This window comes from Microbispora sp. NPDC046973, from assembly GCF_040644495.1.
In the GTDB taxonomy this organism is placed as follows: domain Bacteria; phylum Actinomycetota; class Actinomycetes; order Streptosporangiales; family Streptosporangiaceae; genus Microbispora.
In genome coordinates, this window is the sequence record NZ_JBEYWQ010000004.1 from 1 (window position 1) to 18,516 (window position 18,516).

Sequence of the window (18,516 nt, forward strand, 5' to 3'; positions counted from 1 at the left end):
GCTATTAAACGGCAAAAATATCCAAACCAATATTTTTCTCCTCCCCAGGCAAAGCGCCCGCGGGGGCCCGCCCGCCGGCGGGCGGCGCGGGCCGGACCGCGGGTCCTACGGGAGCGACCCTCCGAGCAGATGCGCCATGGCCCGGCGAACCAGGTCCGTCCGCATCGCCTGAGTCGTCGCGCCCTCGGCGCCGAAGCCGAAGTAGACCGTGTCCTTGGTGGTGATGCCCGCGCCGTCGTCGAGCGACCGGTCGCTGCGCGCCCAGTCGTTCAGCGCGGTCGCCGACCCGGGAGGCGGCCCGGCGACGGTCCAGCCGCCCAGGTCGTCCTCGAACGAGGTCTCCGTGAGGGTCGCGCCGTCGGCCTTGACGCTTACGTCGTCCAGCCACACGCCGAGACCCTGGGTGCCCCAGTCGCTGATGTAGGAGATCGACACCTCGACCTTCTTGCCCGCGTACGCCGTCAGGTCGACCGACCACTGCTGCCAGCCGTTGGACGAGCCGGTGGCCGCGTGCCACGTACCGGTCGTGCCGGTGGCGGTGCAGGACGACGCGCCGTCGTACGTCTGGTAGTGGGCGGTGAACGGATGGATGTCCACCCAGCCGGCGGCGCAGCTGTCGCCCGCCTCCTGCGAGGTGTGTCCGTTGACGTCGGGCAGCGTCGTCCAGTCGTCCTGGCCCGCCGTGTGCGCCTCGACGGTCAGGAAGTCCCAGTTGGGCTCGGTGTTGTACGACGTCCAGAACGACAGCTCGCCGCTGGTCTTGCCGGTGAGGTCGATCGTCCTCGTCAGGCGCTTGTAGGACACGTCCGCCTGGCCGCTCTGCACGTTCCAGGAGCCGGTGTGCGGGCTGAACGGCGATCCCGCGCCGTACTGCCACTTCAGCGGGGCAGAGCTGGCGAACTGCGGGAACCGGTCGGCCGGCAGGACCGAGGAGGTCGTGACGAACGAGGAGGTGCGGTTCTGGTTGCCGGGCGAGTCGCCGCCGTTGAGCGTGCCGGTGAAGCCGGCGAACGCGCCGCCGGCGCCCCGGAGCGGCAGCGTGTTCCCGCCGGCGTCCTGGCCGCCGCCCTCCACGTAGGTGTAGGCGCCCAGGTAGTACTGCACGAAGTCGTTGCTCAGCGAGAGGCACGGCGGCTTGCTGAGGGTCGTGCACTCGGGTTGCGCCGGATAGTCCGGCTCATACCAGTAGGAGCCGTTGGTGTTCTGGGCGTACAGCGCGTACTTGCCGGTGGCGAGCAGCTTGCCGCCCTCGTTGAGGTAGTCGCGGAACGCCAGCTCCAGGGCCTCGGCCAGATTGGCGGCGCTGCCGCCGGGCTGCCCCGACGCACGGGGGATGATGTCGTCGCCGGTCTCCCAGACGACGGCCTTGTAGTGGCTGAGGACCCCGAGCGGGTGGGGCGCCTTGCGGCCGTTCCTGTCCACGTCGTACACGTCGGAGGAGTAGCCGGCCTCCGAGAGCGCCTTGGCGTAGTCGTCGGCGTACTTCGCCTCCGTGACGCCCTGGACCGGGCTGATGCCCGTGACGTCCTCCGCCGCGACGATCAGGACCTTGCCGCCGATGTCCGCGGCGACCTTGTAGGTGAACTCCTCGCTCTTCTCGGTGAGCGAGCGGAACCACACCTTCACGGTGTCGCCGGGTTTCGCGCCCTTGACCGTGCCCCTGAGCTGGTGGAAGTAGGTGTCGTAGCCGTCGCCGTACCGCTCTCCGCCCTTCCACTCGGAGGTCGGGACGATCGTGGTGCGGCCGCCGTTGATCTGGTAGTTGAGGAACACCGGCCCGAGCTTGCGCTTGGCGTCCACCTGCACGACCTGGTCGGTGCCGTAGCTGACGTCGAACGCGTCCACGACGAAGTCGGGCACGGTGTTGCCGAGGTGACTGACCGGCTCGCTCGGGTCGAGCGCCGACTTCGCGACGTCGAGCGCGAAGGGAAGCTGCTTTTCGAACTCGGCCTGCACCAGCGCCTCGTCGTCGGGGAAGACGAAGCCGCAGCCGTCGCAGCCCTCCTCCAGCTCCGGCGTCCAGGCGAGCGTGCCGTACGCCTTGTGGGCGTGGTCGGTGGTCTCGCCGTTGGTGGTGTAGAGCTCGGCGCCGACCCCGGGGTCGAAGCCGGGGACGGCCGGCTTCTCGTCGGTGCCGGTCAGCGCCAGGTAGACGGGGTCGTCCGCGGTCTTCGTGGCGACCTGCCAGCCCTCGGGATACAGCAGCAGCGGGCCGTAGGAGTGGTAGTTGACCTGCGCCTTGAAGCGCAGCCGCTTGAGCAGGCCGTCCATGGCCCGGGTCTCGGGCTCCGACGCCGGGCCGGTGCCGCGGTAGGTCTCACTGCTGAAGACGCTGGAGGAGCCCTCTTCGTCGTACCCCCAGCGGGTGGGGAAGTTGCGGTTGGGGTCGACGCCGTCGTTGCCCGTGATCTGGCCGTCGCCGTCGTTGTCCCGGAGGTTCTTGCGCCAGAGGCGGTTGCCCTCGGTGAAGGTGAAGTCGTAACCGTCGGGGTTGGCGACCGGCACGAACCACACCTCGGTGGTGGTCAGCAGCCGGCCGACGTCGGATTTGCCCTTGTTGGCCACCAGATACTTCAGCAGCCGCATGTCGACCTCGGTCGCGATCCACTCACGGGCGTGCTGGGTGGCCGAGTAGAGCACCGACGGCTTGACGCCGTCGGGCAGCACCCGGGCCAGCTTCGTCAGCTTCAGCGCGAGGATGTCCTTCCCCTGGAGGGTCTTGCCGATCGTCTCCAGCTTCGCGATGTCCTTGTTGGCGTCCGCGATGGTCCGGAGCTGGTCGGCGATCCCGCCCTTCTCGGAGTAGGACTTCCAGACGGTGTATCCGCCGGCCGCCTGCGCCTTCGCGGCCTGCAGCTGGGTCTGGCCCTGCGGGTTGCGCACCGGCTGCGGCCGGTAGCCCAGGATCTGGAGCTTCTTGAGTTCGGCGGGGGTCGCCGTCAGTTCGACGTGCTCCTTGTCGCCCGCGAGGTGCCGCTGGACGACGTCGAAGCCCTTCTGGGTCAGCGTGCCCGAGGTGCCGGGTGCGCTGTCGAGCTGGTAGAGGTCGGCTTGGTCCGCTGGGGGGAGCGGGTCGCCCTGGCCGGCCTGGGCCGGGGAGACCGGCAGCAGGAGCGCCGCGCCGAGAGCCGCGGCGGCCAGAGTCGAGACGATCTCTCGTCGGGACATCGGTGAGCCCTTCGTGGAGGGTGACGATCTCCCGAATCTCTGCCGGGGTCAAATCGCGTTCAAGTGCGGTAAGGCGACGCGTAAGTCTCGAATTGGTCACAGCCCGGGAAATCCGGGCCTTGTCCGCTTTAGACCCAAGAGTTTCACCTGTTCCGGTAGCAGACGTAAAGATCGTCTTCTATAGTTTCAGGCCGAATCCGAGTGGAGGTCGCGTGCGGTCGGGACGCTGGGCCAGGCTGGCGGTGGTCACCACCGCGTTGCTCGTCGCACCATCTGTCTCGGGTGCCGTCTCGGGTGCGCTCACCGCGGAGGCCGAGCCGGACCAGCAGGCCAAGCTCCGCAAGCTCACCCAGGAGGCCGCGGCGCTCCAGAAGGAGTACCGCGGCGAGATCCTCAGCCTGGATGACGCGAAACGGGCCGCGCAGAAGGCGTCCAGCAGGGTCAAGAAGCTCAAGGGAGACCTGCTCGCGGCCCAGCGGCAGGTGGCCGCGTTCGCCCAGACCTCGTACATGAGCGGGGGCGCGGACGCCTCCCGGATCTTCTCCCTGTCGGCCGACCCGAGCTCACTGGCGACGCTGGCCTATCTCGGCACCGTCAGGACCGAGCGGCTCAACAGCGTCAAGGACCTCGTCGCCAAGCAGAAGAAGGCGGCCGCCTCGGCGGCCGACGAGATCGACAAGCTGCAGGCGCACATCAAGGAGCTCAAGTCGAGGCGCGGCGAGGTCGAGCGCCTGATGGCGAAGTACGGCTTCCAGGCGCCCGACGCCGGCAGCGGCCTGACGCAGCGCATGATCTCGACGCGCAACGCCATCATGTCGCAGTTCCCGATGCCCTTCGGCGTGGGCTGCCTGCGGCCCGGCGACCCGGGAGAGCACGGCAAGGGCCGGGCCTGCGACTTCATGATGAGCAGCGGCGGCCGGATGCCCGACGCCGTGGCCAAGGAGCGCGGAGACGCCCTCGCGCAGTGGTGCATCCAGCACGCGAGCGAGTACGGAATCATGTACATCATCTGGCAGCAGCGCTTCTACGACATGCGCACCGGCGCCGGGTGGCGGATGATGTCCGACCGCGGCGGCATCACCGCCAACCACTACGACCACGTTCACGTGTCGGTGCTCTGAGCCTCCAGGAACTTCCGCAGCCAGTGGTAGGACGCCTTGGGGGTGCGCTGCTGGGTCTCGAAGTCGACGTGGACCAGGCCGAACCGCTGGTGGTAGCCCTCGGCCCACTCGAAGTTGTCCAGCAGTGACCAGACGAAGTAGCCCCGCAGGTCCACGTCCGCCTGGCGCATCGCCGTGATGTGGCCGTCCAGGTAGGCGATCCGCTCCTGGTCGTCCACGCCGTCGTACGAGCAGCCGTTCTCGGTGACGTAGACGGGCGGCAGCGCGTCGCCGTACCGGGCCTTGAGGGAGTCGAGCAGTTCGCGCAGGCCGTCGGGGACGACGGGCCAGCCGAACGCGGTGGTGGGAACCCCGGAGATCTCCTCGAACCGGAACGGCAGGCCGTCCCCGCCGGGGCCGCCGATCCGGGTGGGGTTGTAGTAGTTGATCCCCAGCCCGTCGAGGGGCTGGGCGATCGTCTCCAGGTCGCCGGGTTTCACGGGGATCTCGACGCCGAACGCCGTCAGGTCGGGGTAGGCGCCGGTGAGGACCGGGTCGTTGAACAGCCGGTTGTGCAGGATGTCGTAGGTCTCGGCGGCGGCCAGGTCCTCGGGGGAGTCCGAGGCGGGCCAGACCGGGGTGCAGTTGTTGGTGATCAGCACCTGCTGCGCCCCGGCCGCCCGCAGGGCCTGCGCGGCCAGGCCGTGCCCGAGCAGCTGGTGGTGGGCCACCGGCAGCGCGTCGAACATGAGGGCCCTGCCCGGGGCGTGTATGCCCAGGCCGTATCCCTCCACCATGTGGACGAACGGCTCGTTGAGCGTGATCCACATGCGTACGCGGTCGGCCAGCCGTTCGGCCGCGACGGCGGCGTAGTCGGCGAAACGGCGGGAGGTGTCACGGTTGAGCCAGCCGCCCTCGTCCTCCAGCGCCTGTGGCAGGTCCCAGTGGAAGAGCGTCGGCACGGGGGTGATGCCGCGCTCGCACAGCGCGTCGACGAGACGGTCGTAGAAGTCGAGCCCGGCCTGGTTCACCGGTCCGGCGCCGGTGGGCATCACCCGAGGCCAGGCGATGGAGAAGCGGTAGGCGTCGACGCCGAGGCCGGCCATGAGCGCCACGTCCTCGGGGTAACGGTGGTAGTGGTCGCAGGCCACGTCGCCCGTGTGCCCGTCGCGGACCTTCCCCGGCGTGTGGGAGAAGGTGTCCCAGACGGAGGGCCCTCTGCCGTCCTCGTTCACCGCGCCTTCGATCTGGTAGGCCGCGGTGGCCGTACCCCAGAGGAACATGATGCCGCCTCTCTCAGCTAATATGAGGAGAACTCATGTTAACTCGGCTGACCGAAAAGCGGGAGAGAATGGCGGGATGACAACAGGGGGAGCGTTGCGCCGACGGCCCGCACAGCGTCGCAGTCAGGAGCGGGTCGAGCGCATGCTGGACGAGTGCGCCCTGCTGCTCGACGAGGTGGGGTACGCCGCCCTGACCACCAAGGAGGTCGCCCGCCGGGCCGAGGTGCCGATCGGGACCTTCTACCAGTTCTTCACCGACAAGCAGAGCCTGGTCCGCGCGCTCGCGCTGCGGAACCTGGAGGCGTACCTGGACCGGATCGCCTCCCGGCTGGCCGCCGCCCCGCCGTCCGACTGGGCGGATGCCGTGGACCTGGTCGTCGACGAGTTCGTACGCATGAAGCGGACCACGCCCGGCTTCGGGGTGGTGGACTTCGGCGAGGTGCTCGCCGCTCCCGGCGGCCCCGCCTTCCCCGGCACCCAGCGGATGCTCGACGAGGCGCTGGAGAACAACGTGGTCGTCGCCGACCGGCTGCGCTCTCTCCTCGTGGACCTGCTCGGCGTGGCGCCGGGCGACGGCCTGTCCCGCGCCTTCGTGGTCGCCGTCGAGGCCGCCGACGCCGTGCTCAAGCTGGCCTTCCGCGCCCACCCCGACGGCGACCCCGACCTCATCGCCGAATGCAAACGTCTCGTCCGCCGCTACCTCTCCGACCACCTTCAATAAGCGACCATGCAGACTGGCTGCAGAAGCGCGAGACGAGGACCCCGGGGCTGTCGGCTTGGGAGTAGTTCTTGCGACCGCACGCAGGGCGCGCCGCGCCCGCGGAACTTTGCCGGGTTCCGTAGGCCACGACGGCGCCGGCCGCTGCGCCGGCTACGACCGGAGGATCGCCTTCGCCTTGTCGAGGGCCGGGTCCTTGCCGGTGGACGCGTCCGCCGCGGTCAGCGGCGCGTAGTAGTCCGGGGGGACGCCGACGCCGTCGATGATCTCGCCGTTCGCCCCGATGACGTGCTGTGACGGCAGGCGGATCAGCCGGCTGTCGTTGAGCGCGTACAGGTGGGCGGGACCGGAGTTGACTCCCGCCGTGCGGGTGCCCACGAGGGTGCCCAGGTGAAGGTCCTTGACGCCCGTCGCGAACATCTCGCATGCGGAGGCGCAGCCGTCGTCGGTGAGGGTGACCATGGGCAGGTGCAGCAACGGGGTGTTGTCGTTGACGGGCTGGGGATGGCAGGTGCCGTCAGCGTCGCAGAAGGAGACGGCCGCGGCGCCGTGGACGAACGCGCCCATCAGCATGTTGCCCTCTTCCCCGACTCCGCCGTGGTTGCCACGGAGGTCGAAGATGATGCCGGTGAGCTTGGTGGTCGCCTGGAGGCCGGCGATCGCCTTGAGGGCTTCCTGGGCGACGCCCGGGTAGAAGGCGTCGAAGCGGATGTGGGCGATCCCGCCGGCCACCAGGGTGGCGGTCACGTGCGGCTGAGGTTGCGCAGGCAGCGGTCCGGGGGTGACGCGCACGTGCAGGGTCCGGCCGGTGGCGGGCCGTCGTACGGTGAGGGTCACCGGGGTGCGCCTGGGGTACGCCGGATGGAGCGAGTCCACGACTCCTGGGTTGAGCCGGCCGTTGGTGAAGACGGGGACGCCGTTCACCGTCTCGATGACGTCTCCGGGCCTGAGCTTGGCCTTGGCGGCGGGGGTGCCGGCGCCGACCGTGGTGAGGAAGAGCGGCCCGGTGAAGTCCGGGGCGGTCTCGGCCGGGGGGAGGAGCCTGTTCAGGCCGATGCCCAGGCCCCACGGGTGGGCGTCCTGCGGGGCACCCGGGTCGCCGGGGGAGTAACCGGCGTGGTTGTCGTGCAGGGCGGCGAACATCCCCTGGATCGCGGCGACGGCGAGCGAGGAGCGCAGCGCCTGGTCGTCCGGCACCGCGTCCAGCACCTCCTGGAACCGCCGGGCGAAGAGCTGCCAGTCCTTGTCGCGGTCGCCGGTCAGCGCCGGCAGTACGGCGTTCGGCCGGTCGGCACCGCGTTTGCGCAGTTCCCGGACGACGGCCTGGAAGGCGTACTGGAGCAGCGGGCGGTCGTCGAGCCGGGCAGCGCCGTAGTAGTTGTCGAAGATGCAGTAGTACACCTGCTCCACGGTGCTGACGGAGGTCGGGGCCGGGGCCTGCGCGGGCGGCTGGGGTTTTGTCGGGTCGTACGGTACGCAGGCCGCCGGCCTGTCGGCCTGCTGCGCGGCCGCCGACGGGCCGGCGGACGCGGTCAGGCCGGTGACCAGAACGCCGCCGGCGACCACGGCGATCCCGGTCGCGGCCAGCGCGCGCCGCTGCCGGAGCAGCCCGACCCGGCGGCGGCCGGGCCGGCGGTCGGCCGGTGTGGTGGCGGTCAATGTGGTCGCGTCCGGCTGAGGGGCGGCCGGTGTGTTGTTCATGCGGAATGCTCCTGAACTCGCGTCGTTCGTGCCGTGGGCATCGCCGCGTTCGGTGCGGCGGCGCTGACGGACGTTCTACGCGACGGGCGGTTTCACCGAGGTTTCGTCGCCATGGGAAAGCCGACCGTGACGACCAGGCCGCCCCCGGGCCGTGGGACGACGGTGAGGGTGGCGTCGTGGGCGGATGCGATGGCCGAGACGATGGACAGGCCCAGGCCGAACCCCTGGGACGACCCGCGGCGGCCGGTACGGGCCGGGCCGAGGCGCTGGAAGGGCAGGAGGATCCGCTCGACGGCGTCCGCGGGCACGACCGGGCCGGTGTTGGCGACCGTGAGGACGGCGCGGCCGGCCTGAGTGCCGGTGGTGACGTCCACCTGCCCGCCGGGCACGTTGTAGCGGATCGCGTTGTCCAGCAGATTGGCGACCAGCCGTTCGGCGAGCGCCCGGTGGCCCGAGGAGACGGCCGCGCCGGTCGAGGGGCGCAGGGTCACCTGCCGCTCGTGTGCCGCGGGTGCCCGGGCGGCCACGGCTTCCCGGACGAGCCGGGCCAGGTCGAAGGGGTGGCGCTCGTCGAGGCCCGCGTGCCCGCGGGCCAGGGTGAGCAGCGCTTCGATGAGCCGTTCCTGCTGCTGCCCGGCGGCGAGTATCCGTTCGTGGGCCGTACGCAGGGACTCGAGGGTTGGTTCGGGGTCGGCCAGGGCGACCTGGCCCAGCACGCGCTGGCGGGCCAGCGGCGTGCGCAGCTCATGGGAGGCGTTGGCGACGAACTGCCGCTGCGCCTGGAAGGAGCCGTCGAGCCGGGCCAGCAGCGCGTCGAATGTGTCGCCCAACTCCCGCAGTTCGTCGCGCGGGCCGGCCAGGGCCAGCCGCCGGTGCAGGCTGGTGGCCGAGATGTCCCGTGCGATGGAGGTGATGGTCCGCAGCGGGCGCAGGACACGGCCGGCCACGACCCAGCCCAGCAGCACGGACGCCAGTGACATCAGACCCAGGGCGATCGCCGACTGGACCAGCAGGGTGTGCAGCATGGCGGACTTCTGGCGGGCCATGTTCCGCTGCACGTCCCTCTGCGCGGCCGCCATCACGGCGTCCGTCGCCTCGCCGCCGGGCGGTGGCCCCCAGGTTCCGGGTGCCGGGGCCGCCGGCGCGGTCGGGCTGGGGCTGGCAACCGTCACGGCCAGCTTCACCACGGCGGGCGGACGGTCGACGGCCCCGACCACCAGACCGTACGTGACCGCGAGCAGCGCGGCGCCGGACACCAGGAACAGCCCTCCGTACAGGGCGGTCAGCCGCAGCCGTACGGTGCGGCGGGGCAGGCTCGTGCGAACGATCAGGCCGGTGAGCCGGCGCAGAGCAGCGGGCACGATGTCGCGGGCGGGGGTGCGGGCGGGCATGTGAACGTGGCGACCTTTCGGATGGATCCTGCGCGCTGCTCGGCCGGGCGGACCGCCGACGTGGGCAACCGCGGGCAGGCCCGAAAGGACCGTGCGGGAGATCGCCGGATGCTACCGCTCGAACGGGCCCGGCCACTTCGCCCGCACCATCCCTCAGATCCGGTAACCGCTCCTGGCCACCGTCTCGATGACCGGCGGCGCCCCGAGCTTGGCCCGCAGCCGGCTGATGGTGATCTTCACGGCGCCGGTGAAGGGGTCGGCGGCCTCGTCCCAGACTCGTTCGAGCAGCTCCTCGGCGGAGACGGCACGGCCCCCGGCGGCGAGGAGCAGTTCGAGGACGCCGAATTCCTTGGGCGTGAGGGCCAGCGGACGGCCGGCCCGTACGGCGGTGCGCCGGGCGCTGTCGACCAGGAGGTCGCCGTGGCGGACCACCGGCGGTACGGCAGGGTGCGCGCGGCGGGCCAGAGCGGCGATCCGGGCGACGAGGACGGGGAAGTCGAAAGGCTTGGGGAGATAGTCGTCGGCACCCAGGCCCAGCCCGTCCACGATGTCGTCCGCCGTGCCCGCGGCGGTGAGCATCAGGATGCGGCTGCGGCATCCGGCGGCGATCAGCGCCGCGCAGACCTCGTCGCCGTGCGTCCCGGGCAGGTCCCGGTCCAGGACGACCACGTCGTACGCGTCGCCGTCGGAGCCCAGCCGTTCCAGCGCCTCCGTACCGTCGAACGCCACGTCGACGGCCATCTGCGCGCGGCGCAGGCCCACCGCGACGACCTGTGCCATTTCCTCGTCGTCCTCGACGATGAGCACGCGCATCCCAGCGGCCCCCTCTCCTGTCGTCGTCCCAGTGTCCCGCAGCCTCACCCGGGCCGGCTCCGGCTCGGGCCGGGCGAACGCACCAGTGACATACGGGGCCCGGTGCCCTCGGCACCGTGAAAATGGGCGGCGAAGTGCTGGAGCAATGGCAGTACGAAGCGACCTCGGGCGGACGTACTCGGTAAGCGATCGATGACGAGAGCCGCACTATCTGGATTGCGTCCGGGGAGATGGCGTGGGGGCGAGCTGGTCTGCAACAAAGGGGTTCAACCCTGCGAAGCTGTCTGCGCGCTCAGTGCCCGTGCCAGAGCCGGAAGGACGCGGCCGGGCTCGATCGTCGTGATCGAGTGGGTCGCGACGCCGTTCACGACGAACGGGTCCTCCGCGCTGATCCGCTCGATGGTCTCGCGATCCACGCCGCGCGCCACGATTGCCCCGCCCTCAGACGACGGCACCGTCTGCCCCGAGACCAGGAAGACGCCGTCCGCGTGGTGTCGTTCGAGATAGCCGACGTGATCGCGGACGAAGGGGGCGGCGTCTTCCTCGGAGCCGGTGTAGGAGACGATCAGCACGTGCAGCATTCCGCCATTCAAGCAGCCCGGCCGGCCAGGAGGCGGGTCGTGATGTCCGCCAGGCGTTCGCCCTGGTAGCGGGCGGCTGCGAGAGTCTCCTCGGCCGGGGTGCCCGCGCCGCCCCGGTGGGCGGTGCCGTACGGGTTGCCGCCCGCGGGGTAGACCACCGGGTCGGTGTAGCCGGGCGAGACGATGATCGAACCCCAGTGGTGGAAGGTGTTGTAGAGGGCGAGGATCGTCGACTCGTTGCCGCCGTGGGCATTGTGAGCGCTGGCGAAACCGGTGGCGGGCTTGTTGGCCATGACGCCCTGCTGCCAGATGCCGCCCGTGGTGTCGATGAACTGCTTGAGCTGTGAGGCGATGTTGCCGAAACGGGTCGGCGAGCCGAAGGCGTAGGCGTCCGCCCAGATCAAATCGTCCAGCGTGGCGACCTCGACGTCCTTGGCGGCCTCGACGTGTTCGCGCCAGGCCGGGTTGGCGTCGATGGCGGAGTCCGGTGCCAGTTCGGGGACCCGGCGCAGCCGGACCTCGGCGCCGGCCTTCTCCGCGCCCTCGGCGACCGCCTTGGCGAGCTGGTGGACGTTGCCGGTGGCCGAGTAGTAGATGACCGCGATCTTGGCACTCATGATGACGTCTCCTCCGAATGACGACGATCAACCGGATAGCTATCCGGTTCGATGGCAGTAAATCGGATAACAATCCGGTTTGCAACCCGGAAAATGGATCTCCAGTCCGGTAGCCTCGGGACATGCCCCGCACTGAGCTTCCCGTCACAGGACAGGCGCTGCCGGAGCGTGCCGATGCCGCTCGGAACCGGCGGAAGATCCTCGACGCGACCGCTCGCCTCATAGCGGAGCAGGGCCCGGAAGCCGTCACCATGAATGCCGTGGCGCACGCCGCGGGGATGGGCGTCGGCACCGTCTACCGCCGGTTCGGCGACGTGAGCCGCCTGCTGTTCGCGGTGCTGGACGACGGCGAGCAGCGCTTCCAGCAGGCTTTCATGTCCGGTCCGCCGCCGCTGGGCCCCGGCGCCCCGCCCGCCGAGCGGCTGCGCGCCTTCCTCCACACGGTCGCCGACCGGATCATCGAGCAGGGCGCGATCATGCGGGCGGCCGAGAGCGCCTCACCGGGAGCCCGCTACCAGAGCGGCGCCTACCTCACCATGCACACGCATGTGTCCCTGCTGCTGCGCGAGATGAGACCCGAGTCGGATCCCACGGTCCTGGCCCACTTGCTGCTCGCGCCGTTCGTGCCGAGCCTGATCGAGCACCTCACGGTCGACTGCGGTGTGACGGAGGACCAGATCAAGGCCGGCATCGACAGCCTGCTCGAGCTTCGGCGACGGCCGCCCGCCTCATCGGGGTGACCGTGGCGTGACGACCCAGACGCCCGTGCCGTACATGGCCAGCCCGAGCACGACGAAGGCGGCGGCGACGGGGTAGCGCAGCCCGGGCGGCATGTACGTGGCCAGGAACCAGCTGTGGCGCAGCATGCCGTTGGCCACGAAGACGGCGGCGACGATGCCCTGGGGGACCAGCGGGATGGCGCCGAAGCCGAAGCACCACCCGGCGATCGTCTTCTGCGTCGTGGACAGCTGATCGAAGCGGGACGTAACCGTCGTCTGCGACTTGCGGCCGGTCCGCATCGCGTCCAGCAGTTCCGGGCCGTGCGACCGCAGCCGCCGTTCGGCGAGCAGGCCGAAGCCCCAGTGACACAGCACGCCGGTCGCGACGCCGACGGCCACGCCGGCCCAGCCGTACCGGAACGCCGCCAGGCCCGCGGGCACGCCCGTCAGGAGCACTAGCGCGAGCATCAGATAGGCCAGCCCGGTCAGGCCGCCGTCGTCCTCGCTGGTGCGCAGCGGGTTGCCCGCGCGGCGATGCGGGTCGGTGCCGGGCACCAGCCCATACACCGAGACCAGCGGCACCAGCCCGGCCGCGCCGCCCAGCAGGGCGGGCAGCAGTGCCAGGATCAGGGGCCACGGTCCACCGGTGACCGCGGTGAACGCCACTGTCAGCACGATCGCCACCGGCGCGTGTGCCGACAGCCAGGCCAGTTGCCTACCGCGCACGCCGCTCGCGCTCGGTGTCATCAGCGTCAGCCACAGCGCTGTGCCGTCGGTGCCGTACAGGTTGGCGGTCGTGGCCGCGGCCATCACGATGAAGATCGGCCCCGCGTACGGCAGCATGCCGTCCCAGCCGAGGATCAGCGGGCTGGCCGCGAAGCAGACGCCGTACGACAACGCGAAGGTCAGCTGGTGGTTGCGCACCAGGTCGCGCGACCAGGTGCGCAGCTCCTTGGCGACGATCGCGCCGTTGGCGGTCGCCGACCGCATCGGTCGCCTGCCCCGCGTGGAGGGTCGCGCGGCGCCCGCACGCCTGCTGAGCAGGGCGGCCCACGCGCCCAGGAGCAGCAGCGCCAGGAGGGCCAGCGCCGCGAGCGCCCACCACTCGCCCCGTACGGCCAGCAGGCCCCAGCCGGAGGGCAGGTACCAGACCGCGGCGGGCAGGCCGGTCTGGCCGAAGACCACGAAGAAGACCCAGATCTGGCCGAGCGCCGCCAGTATCGCGCCATTGAGCACGCCCGAGGCGATCGCACCGGGCCGGGTGCGCAGCGCCAGCCCGACCACCGCCACGCAGACCTTCGACAACAGCACGAAAACGGCCAGTTGCAGCGCCATCGCCGGCACCGCCACCAGGGCGTTGGCGACGCCGAGCCGGACCCCCGCGACCAGCAGCCCGAGCAGGGCGGTCAGGCTCACCAGCGGCGCCAGGCCGACGAAGGCCGAGACCAGCAGCCCGGCCGCCAGCCGGCGCGGCGGCAGGCCCAGGAGCGAGAAGTACTCCGGACGCAGCGTCTCGTCGCCACCGCCCATGAAGATCGGGCCGAGCATCCAGCCCAGCAGCCAGACCGCGTACGCGGCCGCCGGCAGGTCCGGATCGGTGAAGGCCAGATAGACCGTTCCCGCCGCGAGCAGAGCGCCGAGCGCCGCGCCCGTGCCCGCGGTCAGCGCCCGCTCGCCGTGGAAGGCGTGGCGCAGCACCGCGACCTTCATCCGGGCCATGGTCAGCGCGACAGCCACGACAGCTCCTTGACTCCGCTGTCCTGCTCGCCGACGAGTTCGACGAAGGTCTCCTCAAGCGAGCGCGCGCCGCGCACCTCGTCCAGGGTGCCGGCCGCGGCCACCGTGCCCTTGTCGATCACCGCGACGTGGTCGCACAACTGCTCGACCAGAGCCATGACGTGGCTGGACAGCACGACCGAGCCGCCGCCCGCGACGAAGCCGCGCAGGATCGTCTTGATCGTGGCGGCGGACACCGGGTCGACCGCTTCGAACGGTTCGTCCAGCACCAGCAGCCGCGGCGCGTGCAGTAGCGCGGTGGCGAGCCCGATCTTCTTGCGCATGCCGGTCGAGTACTCGATGACCAGCGTCTTCTCCGCGCCGTCCAGCTCCAGCACGGTCAGCAGGTCCTCGGCCCGTCGCGCCACCACGTCCTTGTCCAGGCCCCGCAGCAGGCCCAGAAAGGTGAGCACCTCGCGCCCCGTCAGCCGCTCGGGCATGGCCAGCCCGTCGGGCAGCACTCCGACCATGGCCTTGGCCCGCTCCGGGGCGGACCAGACGTCCTCGCCGAAGATCCTGGCGCTGCCGTCGTCGGGGCGCAGCAGGCCGACGGCCATGGACAGGGTGGTGGTCTTGCCGGCGCCGTTCTGGCCGACGAGTCCGAAAAAGGAGCCCGGGAGGACGCTGAGGTCGATGGCGTCGACGGCGAGCTTGCCGCCGAATCGCTTGGTCAGCCGGCTGATCTCCAGCGCCGGGGTCACGGGGTTCTCCTGGTGGCGAGAGAAAAGACGGTGGACAGCTCGGCGGCAAGGGTGCGGAGGTCGAGGTCGGGGTCGTTGAGCAGGTGACCGGGCACGGCGTCGACGGCGCCGCGAATGGCGATCGCCATCGGCCGCAGCGGGAAATCCCGGAACTCGCCGGTGTGCTGTCCCCAGGCCAGCACCTTCTCGATGTCGGCGAGCGCGGTTTCCTGTTGCTTGGCGTACGGGCCGTCGCGGTCGTGGGTGATGATCTCCACGAGCGCCAGCAGGGGTTCGCGGTGCAGGCGCATGAACTCGAGGTTCGTCTCGAAATACACGCGCAGCGCGTCGGCGGCGGTCGTCTGCGCCAGGATGCGCGGCACCATCAGATCGGTGGCGAGCTTCACCACGTGGGCGACGACCGCGTCGATCAGTTCGTCCTTGCCGCCGAAGTGGTACGAGATGAGCCCAGGGGTGATCTTCGAGAGTTCGGCGATCCTCGCCATCGACGCCTGCCGGTAGCCGAGCGTCGCGAGGGCCTTGATGGTGCAGTCGATGATCTGCGCCCTGCGGGCGTCCTCGGTGAACGTCCGCTCTCCTGATGCCATATTCAGGACCCTGAACGCTCATTCAAAAGCTCCGCAAGATCTGGCGGCCGAAGAGCGCCTGCGGCGGGGCCGGCTTCGACTCTCCGCCGCAGGCACACACCCCCGGCGTCAGGCGGGGGCGTCGAGGCGGGCGATCTGCTCGTCGTCGAGCTTGACGTCGACGAGCAGCTCCTCGAGCTGGGCGACCGAGCTGACGCCGACGATCGGGATGATGTCCTGCGCCCGCAGCCAGGCGAGCACGACCTGGTTGCGCGTCGCGCCGAGCTCGCCGGCCACCTCGTCCAGCACCGCCAGCCGCCTGGTGGTGCCCGGGTGGTCGTAGTGCTCGGGCAGCGGCTTGCCGGCGTACGCGCCCGCCAGCAGCGAGGTGTAGACCCACAGCGTCAGGTCGCCCTCGGAGCGCACGTAGTCGAGCAGTTCCTCGGTGACCAGGGTGTGCCCGCCCTCGGGCAGCCGTACGCCGGGGCGCGGGCGGAGGTAGGAGTGGCGCAGCTGCACGTGGCTGTAGCGGCTGCCGCCGCGTGCCGCCGCCAACGAGCGGGCCCGCTCCAGCCGCCACACCGCGTGGTTGCTCGCGCCCACCTCCTTGGCCTTGCCGGCGAGCACCAGTTCGTCGAAGGCGGCGATCGTCTCCTCGAGCGGCGTGGACCTGTCGTCGATGTGGGCCCAGTACACGTCCACGTGATCGGTGCCGAGACGCCGCAGGCTGCCCTCGATCGCGGCCCGGACCACGCCGGCGGACAGGCCCTCGGCGGCGTCGAGCGTACGGGCGCCGGGCACGGACGGGCGGGCGCCGCACTTGGTGCTGATCACCACCTGGTCCCGGTTGCGCCGGGAGGCGAGCCACCGGCCGATGGTGGTCTCGCTTTCGTCCCCGGTCGCGCCCTCCTGCCAGAACGGATAGTTGTTGGCCGTGTCGAGGATCGTTCCGCCGCCTTCGACGAAGCGGTCGAGGATGGCGAACGAGGTCGCGTCGTCCACAGTGGTCCCGAAGGGGATCGTCCCCAGAGCGATTCTCATGCCGACCACCCTGCCGCCTGGAGCGCACTCCAGCACAAGCGGCTTTCACCGGCGGCGGGTGAGGGCCTTGCGCCCCCGCGCCACGATGGTCTCGACGTCCGTCAGGTCGCTCATGTCGTGGGCGCTCGCCAGCGCCTCCTTCGCCGCGTCGTAGGCGTCGAGGACCGCGTTCCAGTCCACGTCGCCGGTCCGGTCCGTCAGGCTGTCGATCTCCTCGCCCAGCCGGGTCACGTTCTCCTCCTGGACGCGTCTGGCGTCCTCGAACCGGGCCGCTGTCTCGGCGGCCTTCTCCCTGGCGGCTCTCCGCCGTCGCACCCTCGCCGTGGTCAGCCCGGCGACGATCCAGAAGGCGACCAGGCCGGCGATGCCGAAGAAGATCAACCATCCGGCGGACATGCGGCTGGAGGACCCCGACAGGTCGATGTCCTCGGCGAAGTCCTGCTTCAGCCCGGTGACCTCGGCGCCTTCGAAGGTGGCGCCCCGCAGTTCGGTGTCGCTGAGGTCGGCGTCGGTCAAGGTGGCATTGCGGAAGACGGCGTCCCGATATCTGCCGCTGCGGAGGGAGGCCCGGTCCATCCTGGCGCCGGTGAAGTCGGCCTGGTCGGCGGTGACGCTGATCAGCTCCGCGTCCCGGAGGTCGGCCCCGGCCAGCTTGGCCTGCGTCAGAGTGGCGCTGCCGAGCGCCGCGTCCGACAGGTCGGCCCGGGACAGGTCGGCCCCCACGAGGTCGGCGCTGCCGAGCTTGGCGCGCCGCAGCCGCGCGCCCCGCAGGTCGGCGCCCTTCGCGGAGCGCAGGCTCGCCCCGGCGGCGGAGACGTCACGGAGGATCGCCCGGTTCAGCTTGACCCCCGTCAGGTCGACGCCGTCCAGCTTGGCGCCGGTCAGGTCGGCGCAGCTCAGGTCGTCGGGGAAGTCCGTGACCGCGGTCAGGTCCCAGCCGCGGTAGTCCTGGCCGCTGCCGGGCTCGCACGAGGGGTCCGGCGCCGGCAGCCACCTGGGCACACCCGTGCTCCCGGCCAGCCGGGCGTCCCTGACATCCCGCAGGTCGGCGCCGGTGAGGTCGGCCCCCCTGAAGTCCGCGCCGGTCATCACCGACTCGTACAACTGCGCGCCGCTGAGATCCGCCTGCCGCAGGACGGTCCTGATGAAGGTGGCGCCGTAGAGCCTGGCCTTCGGCGCCTTGATCCGCGTGAGGTCGGCCCGGCGCATGTCCGCGCCGTAGGCGGCGGCGTCGGTCAGGTCGACGCCGGTCAGCTTCGCGTCGTCGAACTGCGCGCCGTACGTCTTGGCCCGCGCCATGGTGGCCCCGCTCAGGTCGGCCCCCTCGAAGTGCGCGTAGTAGGGCGAGGAGTCGTCCATCGTCGCCTCGCGCAGGTCGCTGCCGCGCAGGTCGGCGTAGTAGAGCTCGGCCTCCGACAGGTCGGCCTTGCGGAGCCTCGCCCCGGCCATCTGGGCGTATCCGAGGTGGGCCCCCTTGAGCGAGGCCCCGGTCAGGTCGGCCCCGACGAGTACGCTCCGCACGGTCAGGCCGTCCAGCTTGGCGCCCCGGAGGTCCGCGCAGGACAGGTCGGCGGGCAGCGTCATCCGCGCGAGGTCCCTGCCGGCGAGATGCGGGCCGCTGCCGGGGCGGCAGGGGAGGCGGTCGCCGGGTGTCGCCGCGGCGGCCGGAGTCGTCGGAATCGACAGCAGAACCGCGGCGGACAGGGTCACCAAACCGGCGATCGAGCGGGGTTTGCCGGGCATCTTTCACTGGCTCCATCGGGGGACGCCGCCCGGACGCTCCCTCGGGAGACGCGGGCACCGGATCGTACGTGGCACGACCCGTTATAAATCCACGAGTTGCGATCCACTTGCGAAACACCTACAGAAAAGGCCCATGTGTCCGCGAAAGCCTTCATCTGGACGAGATGCGATGTGACAGGATCGATGACGTGGCCGTGTACACACCTGGACAGGTCGTCGAGGAGACCGGTTTCAGCCTCGACACCCTTCGGTACTACGAACGGATCGGGCTGCTGGAGCCGGTCGGCCGTAACGCGGCGGGCCAGCGGCGGTTCAGCGAGGACGACGTGAGCTGGCTCGGCATGGTCCGCTGCCTGCGCGACACCGGCATGCCGATCGCGGAGATGCTGCGCTTCGCCCAGCTCGTACGGCAGGGCGAGCACACCATCGAGGACAGGATCGCGCTGCTGGAGGAGCACGACCGGAAGGTCGAGGCCCAGATCGCCGACCTGCGCCAGAAGCAGAGCGGGATCCAGCGGAAGATCCAGTACTACAAGGACGTGCTCACCATGCGCGACATGCTTCCCGACTGCGAGCAGGCCTCCTGAGACGCACCCGT

Annotated in this window: 16 protein-coding genes; 4 read left to right on the forward strand and 12 right to left on the reverse strand. The window is 70.8% G+C overall.

The genetic code is table 11. From position 1 onward, the window contains the following. Positions 1-105: 105 nt before the first annotated feature. A complete protein-coding gene (locus ABZ860_RS09920) occupies positions 106-3,168 on the reverse strand; it encodes a M14 family zinc carboxypeptidase (protein ID WP_357217638.1) in 3,063 nt (1,020 codons plus the stop codon). A gap of 212 nt (positions 3,169-3,380) precedes the next feature. Here ABZ860_RS09920 and ABZ860_RS09925 point away from each other — a divergent pair, with 212 nt between their 5' ends. Further along, a complete protein-coding gene (locus ABZ860_RS09925) occupies positions 3,381-4,289 on the forward strand; it encodes a hypothetical protein (RefSeq protein WP_357217640.1) in 909 nt (302 codons plus the stop codon). Here ABZ860_RS09925 and ABZ860_RS09930 read toward each other — a convergent pair. After that, positions 4,271-5,551, reverse strand: a complete 1,281-nt coding sequence (locus tag ABZ860_RS09930; RefSeq protein ID WP_357217642.1) for a GH1 family beta-glucosidase — start codon at positions 5,549-5,551, stop codon at positions 4,271-4,273. The genes ABZ860_RS09925 and ABZ860_RS09930 overlap by 19 nt on opposite strands. A 76-nt stretch (positions 5,552-5,627) precedes the next feature. Here ABZ860_RS09930 and ABZ860_RS09935 point away from each other — a divergent pair, with 76 nt between their 5' ends. After that, on the forward strand, positions 5,628-6,272 hold the full coding sequence (locus ABZ860_RS09935; RefSeq protein ID WP_357217645.1) for a TetR family transcriptional regulator: 645 nt from the start codon (positions 5,628-5,630) through the stop codon (positions 6,270-6,272). Positions 6,273-6,422: 150 nt separating this feature from the next. Here the strand turns inward: ABZ860_RS09935 and ABZ860_RS09940 are convergent, their stop codons facing one another. The 5 genes from ABZ860_RS09940 to wrbA all read right to left on the reverse strand — a co-directional run bounded on the left by ABZ860_RS09940 (position 6,423) and on the right by wrbA (position 11,372). Next, a complete protein-coding gene (locus ABZ860_RS09940; protein WP_357217647.1) occupies positions 6,423-7,970 on the reverse strand; it encodes a S41 family peptidase in 1,548 nt (515 codons plus the stop codon). Positions 7,971-8,062: 92 nt separating this feature from the next. Further along, on the reverse strand, positions 8,063-9,361 hold the full coding sequence (locus ABZ860_RS09945; protein WP_357217650.1) for an ATP-binding protein: 1,299 nt from the start codon (positions 9,359-9,361) through the stop codon (positions 8,063-8,065). Between the two features lie 153 nt (positions 9,362-9,514). Next, a complete protein-coding gene (locus ABZ860_RS09950) occupies positions 9,515-10,174 on the reverse strand; it encodes a response regulator transcription factor (protein WP_357217653.1) in 660 nt (219 codons plus the stop codon). A 266-nt stretch (positions 10,175-10,440) separates the two neighbouring features. Further along, the gene (locus tag ABZ860_RS09955) at positions 10,441-10,755 is read right to left on the reverse strand and encodes a YciI family protein (protein ID WP_357217656.1); all 315 of its coding nucleotides are present in this window, start codon (positions 10,753-10,755) and stop codon (positions 10,441-10,443) included. An 8-nt stretch (positions 10,756-10,763) separates the two neighbouring features. Continuing rightward, complete coding sequence (gene wrbA, locus ABZ860_RS09960) at positions 10,764-11,372, reverse strand: NAD(P)H:quinone oxidoreductase (RefSeq protein ID WP_357217659.1); 609 nt, start codon at positions 11,370-11,372, stop codon at positions 10,764-10,766. A gap of 122 nt (positions 11,373-11,494) precedes the next feature. Between wrbA and ABZ860_RS09965 the strand changes: the two genes are divergently transcribed. Continuing rightward, entirely contained in the window at positions 11,495-12,112 is a 618-nt protein-coding gene (locus ABZ860_RS09965) for a TetR/AcrR family transcriptional regulator (RefSeq protein WP_357217661.1), read from the forward strand. Here the strand turns inward: ABZ860_RS09965 and ABZ860_RS09970 are convergent. The 5 genes from ABZ860_RS09970 to ABZ860_RS09990 form a co-directional block, all read right to left on the reverse strand. Beyond that, positions 12,101-13,828 carry a hypothetical protein gene (locus ABZ860_RS09970; RefSeq protein WP_357217663.1) on the reverse strand — a complete coding sequence of 576 codons (1,728 nt, stop codon included), beginning with the start codon at positions 13,826-13,828 and terminating at the stop codon, positions 12,101-12,103. The two genes, ABZ860_RS09965 and ABZ860_RS09970, sit on opposite strands and share 12 nt — an antisense overlap. Continuing rightward, positions 13,813-14,568, reverse strand: a complete 756-nt coding sequence (locus ABZ860_RS09975; RefSeq protein WP_357217666.1) for an ABC transporter ATP-binding protein — start codon at positions 14,566-14,568, stop codon at positions 13,813-13,815. Before ABZ860_RS09975 ends, ABZ860_RS09970 begins: the two co-directional genes overlap by 16 nt. Beyond that, a complete protein-coding gene (locus ABZ860_RS09980) occupies positions 14,565-15,155 on the reverse strand; it encodes a TetR/AcrR family transcriptional regulator (protein WP_357217668.1) in 591 nt (196 codons plus the stop codon). The genes ABZ860_RS09975 and ABZ860_RS09980 overlap by 4 nt, the downstream gene beginning before the upstream one ends. A gap of 108 nt (positions 15,156-15,263) precedes the next feature. Then, entirely contained in the window at positions 15,264-16,175 is a 912-nt protein-coding gene (locus tag ABZ860_RS09985; RefSeq protein WP_357217670.1) for an aldo/keto reductase, read from the reverse strand. A gap of 45 nt (positions 16,176-16,220) precedes the next feature. Continuing rightward, positions 16,221-17,918 carry a pentapeptide repeat-containing protein gene (locus tag ABZ860_RS09990; RefSeq protein WP_357217673.1) on the reverse strand — a complete coding sequence of 566 codons (1,698 nt, stop codon included), beginning with the start codon at positions 17,916-17,918 and terminating at the stop codon, positions 16,221-16,223. A gap of 188 nt (positions 17,919-18,106) precedes the next feature. Here ABZ860_RS09990 and ABZ860_RS09995 point away from each other — a divergent pair, with 188 nt between their 5' ends. Continuing rightward, positions 18,107-18,505, forward strand: coding sequence for a MerR family transcriptional regulator (locus tag ABZ860_RS09995; RefSeq protein WP_357217676.1), 399 nt, complete (start codon positions 18,107-18,109; stop codon positions 18,503-18,505). Positions 18,506-18,516 lie beyond the last annotated feature (11 nt).

Coding starts and splice junctions, on each gene's coding strand:
- ABZ860_RS09945 (WP_357217650.1), bottom strand. CDS start 9,361: ATGCCCGCCCGCACCCCCGCCCGCGACATCGTGCCCGCTGCTCTGCGC.
- wrbA (WP_357217659.1), bottom strand. CDS start 11,372: ATGAGTGCCAAGATCGCGGTCATCTACTACTCGGCCACCGGCAACGTC.
- ABZ860_RS09955 (WP_357217656.1), bottom strand. CDS start 10,755: ATGCTGCACGTGCTGATCGTCTCCTACACCGGCTCCGAGGAAGACGCC.
- ABZ860_RS09920 (WP_357217638.1), bottom strand. CDS start 3,168: ATGTCCCGACGAGAGATCGTCTCGACTCTGGCCGCCGCGGCTCTCGGC.
- ABZ860_RS09935 (WP_357217645.1), top strand. CDS start 5,628: ATGACAACAGGGGGAGCGTTGCGCCGACGGCCCGCACAGCGTCGCAGT.
- ABZ860_RS09930 (WP_357217642.1), bottom strand. CDS start 5,551: ATGTTCCTCTGGGGTACGGCCACCGCGGCCTACCAGATCGAAGGCGCG.
- ABZ860_RS09990 (WP_357217673.1), bottom strand. CDS start 17,918: ATGCCCGGCAAACCCCGCTCGATCGCCGGTTTGGTGACCCTGTCCGCC.
- ABZ860_RS09985 (WP_357217670.1), bottom strand. CDS start 16,175: ATGAGAATCGCTCTGGGGACGATCCCCTTCGGGACCACTGTGGACGAC.
- ABZ860_RS09980 (WP_357217668.1), bottom strand. CDS start 15,155: ATGGCATCAGGAGAGCGGACGTTCACCGAGGACGCCCGCAGGGCGCAG.
- ABZ860_RS09950 (WP_357217653.1), bottom strand. CDS start 10,174: ATGCGCGTGCTCATCGTCGAGGACGACGAGGAAATGGCACAGGTCGTC.
- ABZ860_RS09940 (WP_357217647.1), bottom strand. CDS start 7,970: ATGAACAACACACCGGCCGCCCCTCAGCCGGACGCGACCACATTGACC.
- ABZ860_RS09965 (WP_357217661.1), top strand. CDS start 11,495: ATGCCCCGCACTGAGCTTCCCGTCACAGGACAGGCGCTGCCGGAGCGT.